This window comes from Roseateles aquatilis (assembly GCF_002205645.1).
Lineage (GTDB): Bacteria > Pseudomonadota > Gammaproteobacteria > Burkholderiales > Burkholderiaceae_C > Roseateles > Roseateles aquatilis.
On the sequence record NZ_NIOF01000020.1, the window covers coordinates 81,021 to 97,912 of the forward strand.

The 16,892-nt window shown below is 66.8% G+C and carries 17 protein-coding genes and 1 pseudogene; 14 read left to right on the forward strand and 4 right to left on the reverse strand.

Annotated elements, in window-relative coordinates:
- The first annotated feature begins 55 nt into the window (after positions 1-55).
- From CDN99_RS26045 to CDN99_RS26110, 13 genes are all read left to right on the forward strand, one after another.
- Positions 56-280 (forward strand): helix-turn-helix domain-containing protein, encoded by a 225-nt coding sequence (locus tag CDN99_RS26045; RefSeq protein WP_088388330.1) that lies wholly within the window; start codon positions 56-58, stop codon positions 278-280.
- Between the two features lie 225 nt (positions 281-505).
- Positions 506-688, forward strand: coding sequence for a hypothetical protein (locus CDN99_RS26050; RefSeq protein WP_088388332.1), 183 nt, complete (start codon positions 506-508; stop codon positions 686-688).
- A complete protein-coding gene (locus tag CDN99_RS26055; RefSeq protein ID WP_088388334.1) occupies positions 678-1,115 on the forward strand; it encodes a hypothetical protein in 438 nt (145 codons plus the stop codon). The genes CDN99_RS26050 and CDN99_RS26055 overlap by 11 nt, the downstream gene beginning before the upstream one ends.
- A gap of 279 nt (positions 1,116-1,394) precedes the next feature.
- Positions 1,395-2,240 carry a helix-turn-helix domain-containing protein gene (locus CDN99_RS28520; RefSeq protein WP_158218973.1) on the forward strand — a complete coding sequence of 282 codons (846 nt, stop codon included), beginning with the start codon at positions 1,395-1,397 and terminating at the stop codon, positions 2,238-2,240.
- A complete protein-coding gene (locus tag CDN99_RS26070; protein ID WP_088388337.1) occupies positions 2,237-3,598 on the forward strand; it encodes a replicative DNA helicase in 1,362 nt (453 codons plus the stop codon). Before CDN99_RS28520 ends, CDN99_RS26070 begins: the two co-directional genes overlap by 4 nt.
- Complete coding sequence (locus tag CDN99_RS26075; protein ID WP_088388339.1) at positions 3,595-3,927, forward strand: hypothetical protein; 333 nt, start codon at positions 3,595-3,597, stop codon at positions 3,925-3,927. The genes CDN99_RS26070 and CDN99_RS26075 overlap by 4 nt, the downstream gene beginning before the upstream one ends.
- A gap of 227 nt (positions 3,928-4,154) precedes the next feature.
- Positions 4,155-5,030: a hypothetical protein gene (locus CDN99_RS26080; protein ID WP_088388341.1), complete on the forward strand. Its 876-nt coding sequence runs from the start codon at positions 4,155-4,157 to the stop codon at positions 5,028-5,030.
- A 101-nt stretch (positions 5,031-5,131) separates the two neighbouring features.
- Positions 5,132-5,437 carry a hypothetical protein gene (locus tag CDN99_RS26085; protein ID WP_141101001.1) on the forward strand — a complete coding sequence of 102 codons (306 nt, stop codon included), beginning with the start codon at positions 5,132-5,134 and terminating at the stop codon, positions 5,435-5,437.
- A 127-nt stretch (positions 5,438-5,564) separates the two neighbouring features.
- Positions 5,565-6,164, forward strand: coding sequence for an aspartyl/asparaginyl beta-hydroxylase domain-containing protein (locus CDN99_RS26090; protein ID WP_088388345.1), 600 nt, complete (start codon positions 5,565-5,567; stop codon positions 6,162-6,164).
- Positions 6,161-6,664, forward strand: a complete 504-nt coding sequence (locus tag CDN99_RS26095; protein ID WP_088388347.1) for a GNAT family protein — start codon at positions 6,161-6,163, stop codon at positions 6,662-6,664. Before CDN99_RS26090 ends, CDN99_RS26095 begins: the two co-directional genes overlap by 4 nt.
- A 40-nt stretch (positions 6,665-6,704) precedes the next feature.
- A complete protein-coding gene (locus CDN99_RS26100) occupies positions 6,705-7,355 on the forward strand; it encodes a P22-gp17 family phage DNA ejection protein (protein ID WP_088388349.1) in 651 nt (216 codons plus the stop codon).
- Positions 7,355-8,764: a hypothetical protein gene (locus tag CDN99_RS26105; protein WP_088388351.1), complete on the forward strand. Its 1,410-nt coding sequence runs from the start codon at positions 7,355-7,357 to the stop codon at positions 8,762-8,764. The genes CDN99_RS26100 and CDN99_RS26105 overlap by 1 nt, the downstream gene beginning before the upstream one ends.
- Positions 8,765-8,767: 3 nt before the next feature.
- Complete coding sequence (locus CDN99_RS26110; protein WP_088388353.1) at positions 8,768-12,199, forward strand: transglycosylase SLT domain-containing protein; 3,432 nt, start codon at positions 8,768-8,770, stop codon at positions 12,197-12,199.
- Positions 12,200-12,409: 210 nt separating this feature from the next.
- On the opposite strand, the gene CDN99_RS26115 is transcribed toward CDN99_RS26110, so the two are convergent.
- From CDN99_RS26115 to CDN99_RS26125, 3 genes are all read right to left on the reverse strand, one after another.
- The gene (locus CDN99_RS26115) at positions 12,410-13,060 is read right to left on the reverse strand and encodes a hypothetical protein (protein ID WP_088388355.1); all 651 of its coding nucleotides are present in this window, start codon (positions 13,058-13,060) and stop codon (positions 12,410-12,412) included.
- The gene (locus tag CDN99_RS26120) at positions 13,057-13,257 is read right to left on the reverse strand and encodes a helix-turn-helix domain-containing protein (protein WP_088388356.1); all 201 of its coding nucleotides are present in this window, start codon (positions 13,255-13,257) and stop codon (positions 13,057-13,059) included. Before CDN99_RS26120 ends, CDN99_RS26115 begins: the two co-directional genes overlap by 4 nt.
- A 101-nt stretch (positions 13,258-13,358) precedes the next feature.
- Positions 13,359-14,111, reverse strand: coding sequence for a hypothetical protein (locus CDN99_RS26125; RefSeq protein WP_088388358.1), 753 nt, complete (start codon positions 14,109-14,111; stop codon positions 13,359-13,361).
- A 273-nt stretch (positions 14,112-14,384) separates the two neighbouring features.
- Here CDN99_RS26125 and CDN99_RS26130 point away from each other — a divergent pair, with 273 nt between their 5' ends.
- The gene (locus tag CDN99_RS26130) at positions 14,385-15,497 is read left to right on the forward strand and encodes a site-specific integrase (RefSeq protein WP_088388360.1); all 1,113 of its coding nucleotides are present in this window, start codon (positions 14,385-14,387) and stop codon (positions 15,495-15,497) included.
- A gap of 238 nt (positions 15,498-15,735) precedes the next feature.
- Here the strand turns inward: CDN99_RS26130 and tnpC are convergent.
- Positions 15,736-16,731, reverse strand: a pseudogene (gene tnpC, locus CDN99_RS26135) (IS66 family transposase); the annotation flags it as partial.
- Positions 16,732-16,892: the final 161 nt, after the last annotated feature.

The window sequence follows — 16,892 nt, forward strand, 5'->3', positions numbered from 1 at the left end:
CAGGGTCATCCTCGGATGCTTCACCCCATCGAAAACTTCCGAATGGATCGGAACGATGGGCACCCAAACCAATTCCCAAGTCGTTGAACGCATCGCGCCTTCTGGCCTGATGACCACCGAGCAGGCCGCTGCGTACCTGGCTCTCAAGCCGGCAACGCTGCAGGTCTGGCGGTCCACCAACCGCAAGAAGCTGACCTACGTGAAGGTCGGTGGCCAGGTCCGCTATCGCCGTCAGGACCTGGACGCCTTCATCGAGCAGAACCTCTGCAATGCCTCCTGAGATCTGCCAATGGATCAAAGGAGCGACGCGCCAGGCGTAGCCGCAGGCCACGCCACAAATGAAGAGGCCCCGACCGCTGGAACGGTTCGAGGCCTCGGGGATCGAGAAAGCAGTGTGCTGGGGGAGTATGCGACAGCGGCGCTGTACCCTGCAACATCATCCGCGACTGCCGCTACCTCAGAAAACCTCACTTCCGTGCCGGCTGCGGCAAGCGCAGATCAGGAGTTGAAGGCCTTCGCCACGCTGCAGGCCAGCGCGGCGCTGCGAGGCTTTCGGCTCGACCGGGTCGAAGCTGATGCTGCCGGCGAGGCCTACGTCATCACGCGTTGGGCGCTGACCAAGCAACTGCAGACGCTTGACGACGTGCGCGCGTTCCTCGCGCAGATCGGGGGCACGCATGCAGGCTGAGCATGGCATCAACACGGAGAGCGCTGCACGCGCCGCCTGGGAACAGTACCGGGCGGCGTGCTTCCTACGACCCGGCCCATTCCTCATCTGGCTCTGGTCGGCGGCTGACGACTTCGACTTTGCCGTCGCCGGGCTTCATCTTGCCCAACTGCCCGGGGCCCGCTTCGAACTCGGCACGCATGCCATTGCTCTGGTGCTTCCTCACCTCGCGGACCAGGAACTGCACGAGTGGCACCTGGTGCCGCTGACGCGACTGCGCAGGGCGTCGCTCGATGCCATCCAGCCGGCCGCAGCTGGCGACCTGGCACACCGCGTCGACGAGCTCATGGTCGAGCAGCGCGCGGCGCAGGAGCAGCTCGCGCAGTGCGTGAAGCACGCGAACCTCTGGCGGCTTTTGCCTGGGAGCGGGAATGGCACGATCCAGTAGCCCGCGCTTTTCCCTCTTCGGCCTCGCGAAACCTCCCCAGCGCGTCCATCCATGCCCAGGGCCGGGGCTCACCACTCGCGACATCAGTGGCCTCTGGCATCCGTCGGGCATGGTGAACGCATGCGGCCTGTTCGCCGTGGTCTGGTCGACATCGGAAGGGTGCTTCTGGGCTCCGCTGCACGATTTCACGCCGGCTGCGCAGCGGCGCCTCATCGAGTCTTGTCGGCAGGCAGACGCTGTCGCGAACGGGCCCGAGACCCACCGGAGGGCCAGGCGACCATGAGCGTGCGCGTTTGGAACCTCGTCTGGGAGAACTCGCGGCACGGCGGCACCGAGCTGCTCATGATGCTGGCCATTGCCGACCATGCCGACGCGCGCGGCGTCGCGTGGCCGTCGGTGCCCACGCTGGCGAAGCGCTGCAGGATGAGCGATCGCAACGCGAACCACCTGCTGGCCAAGCTGACGGTGAGCGGCGAGCTGGAGGTCCGGCGCAACGCCGGCCCGCGCGGCACGAACCTGTACCGCATCACGCTGGCCGAGGCGAAAGGGGTGAAACCCACTTCACCCCCTGTTGGCCCCGAACCCCTGAAGCCCACTTCACCCCCAGACCCTGAAGCGGCCGTCACCCCTGAAGCGGATGTCACCCTGAAGCCGGTAGCCGAAGGGGGTGAAGCCGGTAGCTCAAAACCCCTGAAGCCCACTTCACCCGAACCATCATTGAACCGTCAAGAACCGTCAGAAGAGAAGCCTCCCACCCCATCCAAGACGAAGACGCGAAAGCGGAGTCAGGAAGTGCCGCTGCGCGCTTGGCTGGATGCTGTTCAGGTCAAGGGCGAAAAGGCGATCCCCGCCGATGATCCGGTGTTCAGGTACGCCGACCAGATCGGCCTGCCGCGCGAGTTTCTGCACTTGGCCTGGGCCGAGTTCAAGGCTCGATACACCGCCGAGCCCGTCAAGGGTGAGAAGCAGAAGACCTACACCGACTGGCGCGCCGTGTTCCGCAAGGCCGTCCGCGAGGGGTGGCTGAAGCTCTGGTTCCTCGACGGCCAGGAGTACGCCTTGACGACGACCGGCCAGCAGGCGCAGCGGGTGCAACGCGCTGAGTTGCAGGGAGCGCCGGCATGAAGCGCCTGGATGTGAACGAACTGCCCTGGTCCGCCGAGGCAGAGCAGAGCGTGCTGGGCGGCCTGCTGATCGACAACGCCGCGTGGGATCGCTGCGCGGACCTGCTGAAGCCGGCGAGCTTCTTCGACTTTCGGCACGGTGCGATCTTCTCGGTCATTGGCAGCATGGTGCTGGCGCAGAAGCCGGCGGATGTGGTGACCGTGTTCGAGCGCCTGCAAGCCGAGGGGCAGGTCGAAGAATGTGGCGGCCTGGCCTACCTGAACGCGCTGGCGCAGAGCGTACCCAGCGCCAGCAACGTCCGGCGCTATGCCGAGATCGTGGCGGAGAAGGCTGCGCACCGTGCGCTGATGCAGACCGCGGATGAAGCGCTGACCGTGGCGTCAGGGCACGGCAGCTATGCCGAGAAGGTCGACCGCATTGCCACGCAGTTCGCCAGCCTTCAGCAGACCGGGTTGCGCTCGATGCCAGTTCGTGTGACCGACCTGCTCGGCCCGAGCTGCGATCGTTACAACGACCTCGCCGCCGGCAATGTTCCGCCGGGCGTGTCGACCGGCATCGTAGAGCTCGACAAGGCCCTCGGCGGCGGCCTGCGCGAGGGGAAGGTCATCGTCATTGCTGCGCGCCCCGGCGTGGGCAAGTCGTCGTTGTCGGAGCAGATCCTTCTGTCCGCGGCCAAGGCTGGCCACGTCGCGCTGTTCCTGAGCCAGGAGATGGAACGCGACGAGCTGACGGACCGCGCGGTCTCCAACCTCGGCGGCATCGGCTTCTCGCGGCTGCAGAATGGAAATCTGACGGATGCAGAGTGGTCGCGCCTGGGCGCGGCGGTTGATGCGCTGGCGAAGTTGCCGCTCTACTTCGACGACCAGGCCGCGCTCACGCTCCAGGACATCCGCGCCAAGGCAATGTCGCTGCGACGAGACGGCCTGCGCGTGCTGGTGGTCGACTACATCCAGCTGTGCGCTGGCGCGCGCGGCGCGCGTACGGAGAACCGCAACGCAGAGATCGAGGAGATCAGCCGCGGCCTGAAGAAGCTGGCCAAGGATCTGAAGCTGACGGTGCTGGTGCTGAGCCAGCTCAATCGCAAGGTGGAGAGCCGAGCCACGCCCGAGCCGACGCTTGCCGACCTGCGTGATTCCGGCGCCATCGAGCAAGACGCGGACGGCATCGTCTTCCTCTGGAAGGTACGGGTCTACGAAGATCGCAAGTTGATCGCGCTGTCGGTCCCCAAGCTGCGCAACGGTCAGGACGGCGCTCGCCTGGGCCTGGACTTTCAGGGCTACTACCAACGCTGGCAGATCTCGAAAGAGAGCATTGCCAGTTCGGGCGACTTTGGATCTCGCGGAGGATTCGACTCATGATCGGCCCGCGACTCACACCGCTTGCCGTCATCGAATCAGCAACGCTGTGTTCCCCTTTCGACGTTGCCGTCTCCGATCCGCGCCTTGCAGGCATTGACCAGACGTGGGTGCGCGGCATGGCCCTGATGACGCCACTGCTCGTGGATCCCAAGGTGCCGCTGACCTACTTCGTCGAATGGCCAGATCGATCCCTGGGCATTGCCCATCTCTGGACTGATGAGCCGCGGCGATCAGAGGCGTTGCTCGATGCGTACGCGGCAGCACGCCAGACGCTCGAGAAGCTGGCTCTCGACTGCTTCTTCCTCTACGACCCGGCGATGCCGCATTGAAGGGCGCGAGCGATGCGCATGATCATTCCCACTGAAGTGCGGCATGCCGAAGCCACTTGTGCCGGCATCCTTCCCTCATGCCCGGTGTGCGCCGCGGCCCGCTCGGCCTGGCAGCGCGGCGGCGCCCACCTGTGCTGCCGAACATGCGAGCTACGGGCCGTCGCTGGCAGCGTGCCGGCGGTGCGCCACGCGTTCTACCGGACCCTCGTGGCACAAGCGGAGGTTGCATGAAGAAGGCCAGAAAGGCGCGCAGCGGCACGCCGCAGGGCACCGCTCTTGTTCCGGCCGCCAAGGCGCCGCGGCTGGCGACGGCAACGGCGCCGGGGCCGAAGGTAATGCAGCTCGTTGGCAATCCTGCCGAGGAGGAGCAGCTGCTGGCGGATCTGTCCGTTGAAGGCCTGTTCACCAATGCCGTGCTGATGCAGAGCTACAGCGAGAACACTGGCGGTGAGATCGGGATCACCGAGACCATGCGCGCGTTGCGCGTCTCGCTCGGAGAAGTGAACAAGGGTGACCTGGCCGCAGTCGAAGCGATGCTGCTGGGCCAGGCTGCGGCCCTCAATGCGATGTTCGCGGAGCTGGGGCGCAGGGCTTACATCAACATGGGTGAGCACCTCCCAGCTACCGACAAGTACATGCGTCTGGCGCTGAAGGCCCAGGGCCAATGCCGCGCGACGCTGGAGACATTAGCCGCGATCAAGAACCCACCGCTGGTATTCGCCCGGCAGGCCAACATCAACAATGGCGGCCAGCAGCAGGTGAACAACGGCGTGGCAGCCAATTTGCCCGCGCCCGCACCGGCGCTGCACAATTTTCAGCCAACCGAACTATTCGAGGAATCAGCAGATGGCCGCAGGATGGACCCCGGAGCGCCGGGCACGGCAGGCCGAGTTGATCCGCTCCTGGCGGCCGTGGGAGCAGTCGACGGGCCCGCGTACCGAACAAGGGAAGGAGCGCAGTCGGAACAACAGGTACCGCGGCGCCAAGCGGGCGCGCGTTCGCGAGATGATGCGGGAGCTGCGAACGGTGATGGCAGAGCATCGCGCGCTGCTCGGCCAGCTGAAGGTCTTGGCGCAACGAAGAGCAAGGGAAGAGGGCGATGAAGTTCACTGACATGGTCTTGGCTACGGAGGCGAGTACCAGGGCCCGCCAGGAGGGGGACGTTGATCGCGATAGCGCTGGCCAGGATCAAGCGCGATCTCGCTTGGCCGAGCTGTCGGTGCTGCTCGCGGAGCAGGCGGACGCGATTCGGGCACTGCCGGCCGACCTGCTGATGGAACCCGACCTGGTCGTGCTCGATGTGGACCGCGATGGCCGGCGGCTCCAGCTCGAGGTGTTCTTCGAGACCGAGGTCTGGAAGCTGTACTTCGTGAGTTGGATCGTCACCACGGCCAGCGGCGCTGACGAGGGCCATGGCAAGGCAGCAACCGCCGAGGAGACCTTGGCCCTGATGGCCGACATGATCGGACGCCATTTCGCCGGCGCACGGCCGACCATAGCGCGCGCCTGACCGCTTCCAGTGCTGGGGCGCGCCAGCCTACAATCCGCGCATTCGACCGGCGAATTGCCGGCCCGCTGAGATCGAAGAGCCGCCAGCAGCTCACAGCACCCGCGAAAGCGGAGAAGTGAGATGAACGATGCGGAACTTTCAGCGGATCGCCGCCGGCGTGAACGTCACGCCCTTGATGCTGGCGATCAATCGTCGCCCCGACCTCTGGACGGAAGACACCTTTCTGCGGCATTACCCGCAGGGCCCGTTCGGCATGGTCGACTCGATCATGCTGCGCTTCCCGGAGAAGGTCGTCTTCGACGATGACGACCAGGCCGAGCAAGAGCGCAAGGTGGCGCTCTACAAGGCCAACCAGCTGCCGGGCTACGACCAGCACGAGTCGCGCGATTACCCGGCCTACACCAAGCTGCCCGAGGCGCGCGATCTGGTCATGACGATGTTCGCCGCTGTGCGCGGTGAGCGCCTGGGCCGCGTGATGATCAATCGCATCGCTCCGGGCGGCGTGATCTACCCGCACCCGGACACGCCCGAGCACTGCGCCTACTACAGCCGCTTCCACCTGGTGCTGCAGAGCGCCGAGGGCGTGAAGTTCCGCGCCGGCGACGAATGGGCGAGCTGGGAGACTGGCGCGGTCTTCTGGTTCAACAACGCCCTCGAGCACGAGGTCATCAACGACAGCGCGATCGACCGCATCCACCTGGTGATGGACGCGAGGTGCTCGGCATGAGCGCCATCGAGACCCAGGTCGCCGCGTTGGCCGAGGGCGTCACCCGTCCGGGCACGTTCTACCGCGTCGAGCGGTGGAAGCACCTGCGCGCCGAGATGCTGCCGCTGCTGGTGCGGCACTGGCGCGAGATCGCGCTCAACCACGCCGACGTACCGCTCGACATCGACGAGGCGAAGTACTCCGAGCTCGACGAGGCCGGCGGCCTGCATATCGTCACCGCGCGCCGCAACGGGCTGCTGATCGGCTACCACGTGACGCTCGTTTCCTCGCACCTGCACTACCGCTCGACGCTTCACGGCATCACCGACGTGTACTGGATCGCGCCCGAGTGCCGCCATGGCGTCACGGCCATGCGCATGTTCCAGGCGGTCGAGCGCGAGCTGAAGAGGCTCGGCGTGCGCAAGCTCTTCACTGGCGTGAAGCTGCATCTCGATCAAGGCCCCCTTTTCGAACGTCTGGGCTACAAGCCCGTGGAGCGCCTCTATGCGAAGCTCATCTAGCACGCGGCACTGGCCGGAAGCCGAGGGGCTCGCTGCCCGCATGACCACCGTCGGCGCGGCCATCGGGGCTGCTGCAATCGCTGTCGGCGGAATCGCGTCAGCCGACGCACAGCGAAGCGCTGGCAACAAGGCGGCGGACGCGCAGAAGGCCTCGGCCGATGCCGGCATCGCCCAGCAGAACAAGCAGTTCGAGGCGATCCAGGCGCTGCTGAAGCCCTATGTCGATGCCGGCACGGGGCCGAACGGCTCGCTCCAGGCGCAGCAGACCCTGCTCGGCTTCAATGGCAATGACGCTCAGAAGCAGGCCATCGACGCCCTGCAGAACTCTGCGGCATTCCAGGCCCAACTGCAGCAGGGCACGAACTCGATTCTGCAGAACGCCTCCGCGACCGGTGGCCTCCGCGGTGGTAACACCCAGGCGGCCCTGGCGCAGTTCAGCCCGCAGCTGCTCGCCCAGACCATCAATGACCAGTACGCCAAGCTGGGCGGCCTGACCAGCCTGGGCCAGAACGCGGCGGCCGGCGTCGGCAACGCCGGCATCGCAACCGGCAACAACATCACCAACTTGCTGCAGCAGCAGGGCGCGGCCCAAGCCGGCGCGTACCTGAACCAGGGAAAGCAGGAGTCGAACATGTACAACGCGATCGGCAGCGCCTTCGGTGCCTACCGTGGCCTGGGGGGCAAGTTCTGATGGACCCGATCAACTACTCCATCGACGTGCAGACGCCGTTCCAGGCCGCGCTGCAGGGCTACCAGGCCGGCGCCGCGATCCGCAACGATGAGTTCCAACAGCAACAGCAGCAGGTCGCGCTGCAGCAGCAACAGATGCTGCAGAAGGCCTACACGACGCTCGCCACCAATCCGAATCCGACGGCTGCCGACTACTCCAAGCTGATGCTGCTTGACCCGAAGTCCTCCGAGGGCATCCAACGGGCTTGGACGGCGCGCAATGACGCACAGCAGAAGGCCTTCGTCGCCGACCTCGGCCAGTACGGCGCCGCCCTCGTGAACGGTCAGCCGCAGATCGTGGTGGACATGCTCAACCGCAAGGCTGATGCAATCGAGAACACGGCAGGCGGCCCCACCGACGAATCTCGGTCGACGCGCGACCTGGCGAAAGTCGCTGGCGCAAATCCGGAGTTCGCGCTCGGCAAGGTGCTGGCCTTGCTCAACGGTAACGAGAACGGCAAGGCGGTGGCCGAGTCCCTGTTGAAGATGCAGACACGACCGGACGAGGTGCGCAAAGTTGCGGCGGATGCCGACACGGCCGAGGCCGAGGCCAAGATCAGGACGGCAGCGGCCGCCGTCGCGCCGCAGACCGAAGCGCAGAAGCTGCAGACCGGCGCCTGGAACAACGCCAATACGCGCAGCCAGATCGAGGAACGCGCGGCGCGCCTCGGCCTGGACAAGGATCGGCTGACCTCCGACATGCAGCTCAAGCTCACCGAGCTGAACCAGAGGTTCGGCCAGCTGCCGGACGACACGCGCACGCTGGTCAACAACTCGACGTTGGGCGCCGTCTCCTCGGAGCAGGCCGTGCAGCAGTACCAGCAGCTGGCCGCGCAGATCGACCAGCTCGGCGGCAGTTGGGGCGCTGGCTCCGGCGCGAAGGAATGGCTGAAGCGAGCCACCGGCAGCGAGGACACGATCAGCGCCCTGAAGCGCGAGTACACCCGCATGGCTTCGCAGGGCGTCATCAAGCTCCTGCCGCCCGGGCCAGCTTCTGACAAGGACATCGAGAACGCGAAGGCCGGCATCCCGGATGCGAACGCCAGCCCCGAGGTTCTGGCCTCCTACCTGCGCGGTATGTCCAAGCTCAGCGCCTACGACGCGGTGCTGAACAACGCGAAGGCCGAGTGGGCCGGCGAGGTGCGCCACCTGGGAAAGACGCCCAAGGACATCGAGATCGACGGCATCAAGGTACCGGCCGGCACCACGTTCAACGACTTCGCGCGCAAGTACTTCGCGGCGAAGGCCAACTTGCTCGATGCCGCGGCGCAGACCACGAACCGCAGCTACATGCGCGTGCTGCGGCCAGGTGCTGCTGCACCTGCTGCGCCTGGCGCGGCCGCGGCAGAACCGCTGCCATACGGAGACTGAGGCATGGCCGTCGAGACCCCGAACAGCTTCAAGGACCCGTTCTGGACGGATCTGGCCAGCGGCACCGAGCAGAAGCTGGGCCTGCCGAAGGGCCTGCTCGTCGCGGTGCTCACGCGTGGCGAGCGCTCGAATGCCGACCAGGTCAGCGAAGCCGGCGCCCGCACGCCCTTCCAGATCATCCCGGCCACGCGCAAGGCCGCGATCGACAAGTACGGCGTCGACCCCTACCTGTCGCCCGAGAACGCGGCCGAGGTCGCCGGCCGGCTCCTGAAGGAATCGATGGACCGGAACGGCGGCAGCGCGCCGCTGGCTGTGGCCGAGTACATCGGCGGGACGGATCGAACGAACTGGGGGCAGAAGACCAAGGCCTATGTCCAGCGCGTGGTCGGCGCCGTGCCGGCGGCCGTCGCCGATGCCGGGCCCAGCACGACGACGACGCTGCCGCCCGGGCCTGACCCGATGCAGCCCACGCCGGCCGGGCAGAGCACCTTCGACCGGGTGTCGGCCGCACTCGGCGTCGGCAAGCCGCAGCCTTCGCAGATCGCCCAGGTCTTCCAGGCCTACCAGGGCGGTCAGCTCACGTCCCAGGAGCGCAAGGACTTCGAGGACGACGTGAACGCCGGCCGCATCATGCTGCCGCGCGGCGCGAGCCTGCAGCCGCAGGCCGCGGCAGCCGGTGTGCCGGAGGTGCCGCCGCAGCTCCTCACGGCATTCGCGAACGGCGACCTGACCGCGCAGGAGATGGGCGACTTCGAGCACGACGTGCGCGCCGGCCTGTGGAAGCTGCCCCAGGGCGTGGACATGCAGGCGCTGCTCGGCGACCCGATGGAGAAGAAGGGCGTGCTCCAGCGTCTCGCCGACATCCCCGGCAATGTGCGCGAAGCCATCACGGGCGCGCAACGCGCGACTCCCGAGTCGCAGTCCCTGCCCGAATGGACCGGCATGCCGGAGATGAACCAGCTCAGCATGGCCAGCGCCAAGGCCGGCCTCGGCACGCTGCTTTCCGGACCTGACGAGACCGCGCAGATCCTCAAGGCGAACTTTCCGAGCATGGCGCAGCGCCGTGACGGGAAAGGGAACTGGATCTTCACTTCACCGACCAACGGCAAGGACTACGTCTATCCGCCAGGCTTTACTGTTGGTGACGTCCCGCGCGCCGCTGGTGCCGTTGCCGCCTTCACGCCGGCCGGCCGAGCCGTCACGCTGCCCGGCATGGCTGTCGGTGCAGGCCTGACCCAGGCCGCGATCGAGACCAGCCAGGCGGCAACCGGGGGCGAGTTCAATCCGGGCGAGGTGGCTACGGCCGCGGCGCTTGCGCCGGTGCTGCCCGCTGCTGTGAATGCCGTGCGCGCCGTCGCCGGCCCGGTGCGCAGCGGTGTCGCGCGCGTGTTGGGTCGGGCTGAGCAGGTTGCCGCAGAAGCCCCCGGCTCAGGCGCCGCTGCTCAGGCTGCCGGTCCTGCCAACAAGGCCCCGACGACTGCCCCGGAGGCGCGACCAATCGGCAACGGCTCCGCACCGATCGAACCTACAGCGCCGCCACGTGCGGAGCCCGCTGCTCGCGCACCGTCGCCCTCGGCAGCAATTGCCCGCGCAGCCGGCGAGGACGCCCAGGCTGCTGGCACCCCGATGCTCTGGCGCAATGCCGACACCGACATCCCGGTCGTCTTCAAGCGGATCGAACCGCAGGCCGGCCCGGACGGTCGCATGTACGCGCGCGTCGAAGCGAATGGCCGCGAGTCCTTCGTGCCGGCCGACGAACTCATCCAGGCCCCTGGCGGCGCGCCTGCAGTTGCACCGGCGCCTGCCGCGTTGGCCGCGGAATTCGCGCCGGGTGCGCCTGCAGCGCCGTCGGCTGCCAACCTGACACCGGAAGAACTTGGCCAGGCGACTCGGCGAGCGGCTGCTGGCGGCATCGGCTCTGGCCGCGCTCAGCGCACCGTGGCGCGGGAGGCGGCGCCCGACCCGGAGGTGATGGCCTCAGCGAAGCGCCTGGGGATCGAGGACTATCTGCAGCCTGACCACGTCACGACGAACCAGGCGTTCCGGGAGTTGTCTCAGGTGCTGAAGTCCGTGCCTGGCTCGGCCAGCGGTGCAGCCGAGCGGCAGGGCCTCGAGCAGGTCGCCAAGCGCGCGGACGACCTCATCACCGAGATCGGCGGAACGCACGACCTCAGCACGCTCGATGCCAGCGTCAAGGGGGCCTTGGCGTCCACGCGCGAGCAGCTCAAGGGCAAGGCGGATGCGCTTTACGACAAGGTCCGTGCAGCGGTCCCAGCGAAGTCCGAGGTGCCGGCGACTAACGTCATCGCGATGATCGAGCAGCGCGCCGGTGACCTCGGCGGCACGCAGTACCTGTCGGGCATGGAAAAGCAGATCCTCGCCAAGCTCGCACCGAAGCCGGTGAAGGGAGCCGCCGGCGCCACGGACGGCGTCAAGCAACCCACCTACGCCTTGCTCGACGATGTGCGGCGAGATCTCACCGCGGCGAAGTTCAAGCGTGCGGGCGCCTTCAAGGACGCCGACGACCGTCTGGTCGACATGCTCCAGGGCGCACTGCGCGAGGATCAGCAGGCTGCCGCCGGCAAGTTCGGCATGGGCGACACCTGGGACCTGGCCCAGAAGACAGCGGCGGCCTACAAGGGCGTGCAGGACGACATGAAGGCGCTCTTCGGACGCGAGCTTGAGGGCACCATCGTCGGCGATCTGTCGAAGGGGATCACCGGCCTGTCGAAAGGCGACACCTCGCGCTTCGTGCAGCTGATGCGGTCGGTGCCCGAGAACATGCGCCAGGAGGTCGTCGCATCGGGCCTGGCGACGGCGTTCGGCAAGAGCGCGCGCAACGGCAGCATCAACTTCGGCAGCTATTCGCGCTGGTTCGAGGGCCTGCAGAAGAACCGTCAGGCCTACCACGCCCTGATGGCCAACTTGCCCGCCTCGGCGCGGCGCGGGCTGAGCGACCTCTACACGGTGTCGAATGCCATCTCGAAGGCCACCCGCGAGCGCATCACGACCGGCCGTCTCAGCGAGGGCATGCGGGCGATCGAGAAGCAGCTCGAGCCGGCCGACACGCTGATGGCACGGGTCTACCAAGCCGCGGCGAAGTCGACCGGCGGTGTCGCCGCGGAGGCCTTCACCAGCTCGATCGGCATGCCCGGCGCGGGCACCGCGGCTGCGATCGCCAGCGCGCTGCGCGGCGGCCCCAAGTCTGGCGCCTTCGAGGCCGCGGACAAGATGTTCGCGTCGCCCGAGTTCGTACGCCTGGCCCGCGCGCCCACGCCCGAGGCGCGCGCCGAGGCAGCCCGCCAGTTCGCCTCCGGCAAGAACTTCACCCGCTTCGTGCGCACCATCGGCAGCCCGCGCGAGCTCTCCAACCGGGAACGCTGGGTGCTGCAGGCGATGCTCGCCGGCCAGCAAGAGCGAGCCCCGACTCGATAGGCCAGACAACGATGCTTTTGGAACAGGAACTGCTGATGCCCAAGCAGGCAGCGAAGCGACTGGGCGTTTCGGTCAGAACGCTGGCCAGCTGGCGGCGCAACGATCTCTCCGCGCTTCCTTGGCTACCGTTCGTGCCGTTCGAGCGGCTCCAGCGCAGGCGAATCAGGTACCGACTTGCAGATGTCGAGCGTGGGACGTGTGAGGCGCAAATCAGGGGCCACGCGACTGGCCCTGCGACTGTTCTGCGGCGAGTCTGAGCAGAGCAGCCACCGGGTCATGCGCCTCCAGCTTCTCGCGAACGGCAGCGGCCCAGGCCAGGATGCGCTGTGCGTCGTCCGCCGGTGCGTGGACCGCGCGTGCTGCGATAGCCTGTAGCAGCTCGCGGATCGCCTGCATGCCCTGCAGCTCTGCCGCGGCAGCCCGCACCAGTTCCAGGTCGACTTGCACGGCAGACGGCGGCAAGCTGGGCCCGGCCGGCCTGGCCGGCACTCGCTGGATCTTCGGCCGCGCTTCACGCACGCACGGCTCGAGATGATCGTCATCAGATGCTGCTTCGGGCTCCGGATCGACCAGCGCTTCAACGGCGGGGCGCAGCAGCAAGCCTGGCGCGACCCAGGCGCTGGGCTTCGGCCGGCCCTGGGGCGCGCCGACCTTGATCTCGTAGTCAGCCTCGGGGCTCGGCAGCGGCACGGTCGGCGGCTGCTTCCCCGCCGACAGCTTGGCCCAGTAGCCGCGCGGTGGTGTCGGGATCCCATGCTGCCTGCAGATCGCCGCGATCCTGGTGCCGGTGATGCCGACCTCGGCCGCGATCTTCAGGACCGGCGTCGCCCAGACCTTGGCGTAGAGCTCCGAGCGCTTCACGCGGCCTGCAGGGCGCCGAGGATGTAGGCCTCGACGTCGGCCGCGAGGTATCTGACCAGGCGGCCGATCTTCACGAACCGCAGCTTGACGCGGCCAGTGCTGCGCCAGACAGCCAGCGTGGTGGTAGGTACCCGGAGCAGGGCGGAGACTTCCTCCGGCGTGAGGAGCGGTTGGCGGGCGAGCGATGCTTGCGTCATGGATTCGATGCGGCGTTGAACATGACGCCCATTCGAATCGCCGGCCGTGCCGCGGCCAAGGGGGCTGTGGGCGGCAGAAGACCCGTCTGCGGCGCGGACTGCTATTTTTCGGCGTCGCAGACGCTGGAATCGCGCGGGATCCATCCGGCTTGTCCCAGCCAGCCCTCGAGCGTTCGAAGTGTCGGGAGCGACGGCGCGGCGCCCGGCGTGGCCTTTGCGAATCGCTGCAGCACGAGCCTGGCGGCGTGGCGCCTGGTCCTCTCGCCGCGCAGCGCCATGGCATCTGCGACCAATCGCTGCTTGATCGGCGCGATCTTCTGCTCGCGCCCGGCGTGCGCGCGCATCGAGGCTTGTTGCTTGAGCAACTTGTCGGCCTTGTCGCGCTGGTCTTGTGAGAGGTCGTCGAACTCGCCGATGACGGCCACCATCGCTTCGAAGGTCAGCGTCGTCACGACGGCCAGGCCCGCGTCGACCATGATGCGTTGCGCGGGCGTCAGGGCATTTGACCCGATGGTGTCGGCCAGGTCGATCCACTTCCATGCGGCCAGGGCCGCCAGTCGCTCGCTGGCTGGGCACCGGCCTGCTCGTTCGCGGCTGAACGGTCGGAGCTCTGGGCGTGACACCAGCCAGGAGACGTTCGCGGCGTTGATGTCGTCGCCGTGGTCGGCCTTGTCCAGTAGGCGCGTGGCGGCCCTGCAGGCCTGTTCCTGGCTGCGCGGCGGGCAGTCCATGATCAGGGAGGCAATCTGCAGGCGCAGCGCGCTCAGCGTGAAGCCGAACTCCGAGAGGTCGGTCTCTCCGGCATCGCGGAGCTGTTCGGCGAAGCGGCGGGTCTGTGTCGTGAAGGCAACCATCGCGGGACCATCCCCGCAGCGCCCGGGACACGCCGCACAAAGCAAAAAGGCCCTCGCGTGAGGGCCTTCGTGTTCCCCGGGTGTTACCCGCGGGTCTCAAGGAGTCGAACTCGAACGCTCTAACTCGTTGATTTATCTGGTCGGGGTGAGAGGATTCGAACCTCCGGCCTCTACGTCCCGAACGCATAGCCCTTGTGCCGTTTTTACTGGTGGTTTAAGGTGCTTCCTGATTATTTGGGCCATTCTTGGGCCATTGGGCCATCAGGGAGACGTATGGGGCAGATCACAAAGCGCGGGGAGTACCAGTGGCGGGCCAAGGTCAGGCGCAAGGGCTTCCCGGAGCAGTCGCGCACCTTCACCTACCGGGAGGACGCGGAGAAGTGGGTTCGCATGGTCGAGAGCGAACAGGAGACCACAGGCTTCATTGACAGGCGGGAAGCAGACAAAACCACGCTTGCCGCAGTCCTTCAGCGCTATCGACGCGAGGTCACCCCCTCTAAAAAGTCGGCGGCCATCGAGTCCGTAAAGATCGATGTGCTCCTGCGCGACCAAGCGCTGGTCGGCCTGAAGATGACTGCCGTCACAAGCGCGGAGGTCGCCAAATGGCGAGACCGCCGACTCAAGGAGGTGACCGGGGGGACCGTCAACCGCGAAATCGACGTGCTCTCGACCGTATTCAACCATGCTCGGCGTGAGTGGGACATCCACGTCGAAAACCCGATCCGGTCCATCAAGCGTCCCGAAAAAGCGCGCGCGCGGGATCGCCGCTTTTCGTCTGAGGAAGAGTCCTACCTGCTGGCTGCGCTGACTGGTGGGGAGCGCCTCGTCGATGGAACGTTCAGCAAAGGAGCTCGCAACCCGTGGCTGTTGCCTCTTGTGAAGCTCGCCATTGAAACGGCCATGCGGAGGGGGGAGTTGCTTTCGCTGACTTGGGAAAATGTGGACCTGGAGCGCCAGACCGCTCACTTGCCCGACACCAAAAACGGCGACTCGCGAACGGTGCCCCTGTCTACACGGGCTGTGGCCATCCTCAAGGCGCTGCCAACACCAGAAGCCGACGAGGATGTTGAGGGAGAGGCAGAGGTTCAGCGCACAGGGGCCGTCTTCCCGACAACGGCGTTGGCACTGAGAAAGGGTTTTGCGCGGGCCATTGAGCGTGCTCAAGAGCAGTACCGTGCTGACTGCAAGCAGGCCAAGCGCCGGCCCATCCCGGGGTTCCTCGAGGATGTTCACTTTCATGACACGCGGCACGAGGCTGCGTCACGGCTGGCTGAGAAGCTCACGAACGTCCTGGAGCTCTCGGCGATGACTGGCCACCGAGACCTGCGCATGCTCAAGCGGTACTACCACCCCAGGGCCGAGGATCTCGCCAAGAAGCTCGGCTGATGTGGACAAGCTCGTGGACAGCAAAGGTTGTCCACGTTAGATCGCCCCGGCAACGCTCGATAGATCGCCCCTGCTGTAACGCCGGTTCCTCGATAAATCGCCCCAGTCAGGGTCGATAGATCGCCCCTGTTCTATACAGATAGGGGTTCTGATAGCTCTTCAGATACTTTTACTGGTAGTTGGGCGTAAGCGCGCGGTGAAGTCATCTTGACTGCCGCATCGCCAGTCTCATGGCAAGTCAAGCGCTGGGTGACCAGCGGTGCGGCAGCAGCTCGGCGATCCTGCTGGCCGGTTGCGTAGGCAGGCGGTCCAGCACGTTGCGCAGGTAGGCGTAGGGGTCGTGGCCATTCAGCTTGGCCGAGTGGAGCAGGCTCATGACGGCCGCGGCGCGCTTGCCCGCACGCAGGCTCCCCGCGAACAGCCAATTGGATCTTCCGATCGCAATTGGACGGATCTGGTTCTCCACCCAGTTGTTGTCCGCGGGCAGGCGTGCGTCATCGAGGTAGCGCACCAGCGCGGTCCATCGACCCAGGCTGTAATCGATCGCCTTGGCTGTGGCGGATCCTGGTGGCACCTTCTGTCGCTGGCCTGTTAGCCACATGTGCAACGCGTCGGCAATTGGCTTGGCCTTTTCCTGCCGAACTCGCCAGCGCTCTTCGGGGTCATGGTGTGCGATCTCTCGCTCAACGTCGTAGAGCTTGCCGAACAGCGCCAATGCCTGCTCGCCCACCGGGCTCTTGTGATTGGCCCAGAGCTCATGGAACTTGCGCCGCGCGTGCGCCAGGCAGCCCGCCTCGGTCACGCCGCTGGCGAACAAGGCTTTGTAGCCCGAGTAATCGTCGCACACGAGCGTGCCGCGCCAAGCGCCCTCACCGGGGTGCCCGAGGAACTCGGCCGGGTGCCGGCCGGCGCGGCTTTCGGCGAAGTCGAACACCACCAACCTGTCCGCCTGCAGGCCGGTGCTGCAGTAAGTCCACAGGTAAGCCCGGTGCGTCTTGCCCGCGCCGGGATCGAGCATGGCCACCGGCGTTTCGTCGGCATGCAGCACGGGCTGCGTGAGCAGCTCGGCCTTCATGGCGTCAACCAGCGGCTGCAGCTGCACGCCGCAGGCGCCCACCCACTGCGCCAGGGTCGAGCGCGGGATTGCAAGGCCGGCGCGAGCAAAGATTCCTTCCTGGCGGTACAGCGGCAGGTGATCGGCGTACTTGGCCACCAGCACCGGCCTCACAGTACCTTGGGGTACCTGCCGCCGGCGGTGTTCGCCGCGCAGTGGCGCCAGCGAGCTGGCGCCACTGCGCAACCAATCGAACCCATTACGATTCAACCCACGGACTCTGAACCGTCGCGTTGCTGATCCTGGGGGCAGCGCAACCGCAACCGGCGACGAGCCGCTGG

Bases quoted from the DNA above. Each gene is read 5' to 3' on its own strand.
- CDN99_RS26045 (WP_088388330.1), top strand. From the start codon at position 56: ATGGGCACCCAAACCAATTCCCAAGTCGTTGAACGCATCGCGCCTTCT.
- CDN99_RS26055 (WP_088388334.1), top strand. From the start codon at position 678: ATGCAGGCTGAGCATGGCATCAACACGGAGAGCGCTGCACGCGCCGCC.
- CDN99_RS28520 (WP_158218973.1), top strand. From the start codon at position 1,395: ATGAGCGTGCGCGTTTGGAACCTCGTCTGGGAGAACTCGCGGCACGGC.
- CDN99_RS26070 (WP_088388337.1), top strand. From the start codon at position 2,237: ATGAAGCGCCTGGATGTGAACGAACTGCCCTGGTCCGCCGAGGCAGAG.
- CDN99_RS26075 (WP_088388339.1), top strand. From the start codon at position 3,595: ATGATCGGCCCGCGACTCACACCGCTTGCCGTCATCGAATCAGCAACG.
- CDN99_RS26080 (WP_088388341.1), top strand. From the start codon at position 4,155: ATGAAGAAGGCCAGAAAGGCGCGCAGCGGCACGCCGCAGGGCACCGCT.
- CDN99_RS26090 (WP_088388345.1), top strand. From the start codon at position 5,565: ATGCGGAACTTTCAGCGGATCGCCGCCGGCGTGAACGTCACGCCCTTG.
- CDN99_RS26095 (WP_088388347.1), top strand. From the start codon at position 6,161: ATGAGCGCCATCGAGACCCAGGTCGCCGCGTTGGCCGAGGGCGTCACC.
- CDN99_RS26100 (WP_088388349.1), top strand. From the start codon at position 6,705: ATGACCACCGTCGGCGCGGCCATCGGGGCTGCTGCAATCGCTGTCGGC.
- CDN99_RS26105 (WP_088388351.1), top strand. From the start codon at position 7,355: ATGGACCCGATCAACTACTCCATCGACGTGCAGACGCCGTTCCAGGCC.
- CDN99_RS26110 (WP_088388353.1), top strand. From the start codon at position 8,768: ATGGCCGTCGAGACCCCGAACAGCTTCAAGGACCCGTTCTGGACGGAT.
- CDN99_RS26120 (WP_088388356.1), bottom strand. From the start codon at position 13,257: ATGACGCAAGCATCGCTCGCCCGCCAACCGCTCCTCACGCCGGAGGAA.
- CDN99_RS26125 (WP_088388358.1), bottom strand. From the start codon at position 14,111: ATGGTTGCCTTCACGACACAGACCCGCCGCTTCGCCGAACAGCTCCGC.
- CDN99_RS26130 (WP_088388360.1), top strand. From the start codon at position 14,385: ATGGGGCAGATCACAAAGCGCGGGGAGTACCAGTGGCGGGCCAAGGTC.